The sequence below is a fragment of the Escherichia sp. MOD1-EC6021 genome (assembly GCF_002965245.1).
Taxonomy (GTDB): domain Bacteria; phylum Pseudomonadota; class Gammaproteobacteria; order Enterobacterales; family Enterobacteriaceae; genus Escherichia; species Escherichia coli_F.
The window spans coordinates 1-377 of the sequence record NZ_PTRU01000132.1; the positions used below are offsets into that span (position 1 = coordinate 1).

Here is a 377-nt window from a genome sequence, read left to right on the forward strand (position 1 = left end):
AATTTGAGAGACTCACGAACAACTTTCGTTGTTCAGTGTTTCAATTTTCAGCTTGATCCAGATTTTTAAAGAGCAAATATCTTAAACATGACTCGTAAATCATCTTTAACGATATCAAGGTCGGCGACTTTCACTCACAAACCAGCAAGTGGCGTCCCCTAGGGGATTCGAACCCCTGTTACCGCCGTGAAAGGGCGGTGTCCTGGGCCTCTAGACGAAGGGGACGTATCAGTCTGCTTCGCAAGACGCCTTGCTTTTCACTTTCTATCAGACAATCTGTGTGAGCACTGCAAAGTACGCTTCTTTAAGGTAAGGAGGTGATCCAACCGCAGGTTCCCCTACGGTTACCTTGTTACGACTTCACCCCAGTCATGAAT

1 tRNA gene and 1 rRNA gene are annotated in these 377 nt (G+C 46.4%); both read right to left on the bottom strand.

The features are described from left to right. Positions 1 to 149: 149 nt before the first annotated feature. Positions 150 to 225: transfer RNA gene (locus BEB54_RS28325), tRNA-Glu, on the bottom strand. 85 nt (positions 226 to 310) lie between these two features. After that, positions 311 to 377, bottom strand: a 16S ribosomal RNA gene (locus BEB54_RS28330); the annotation flags it as partial.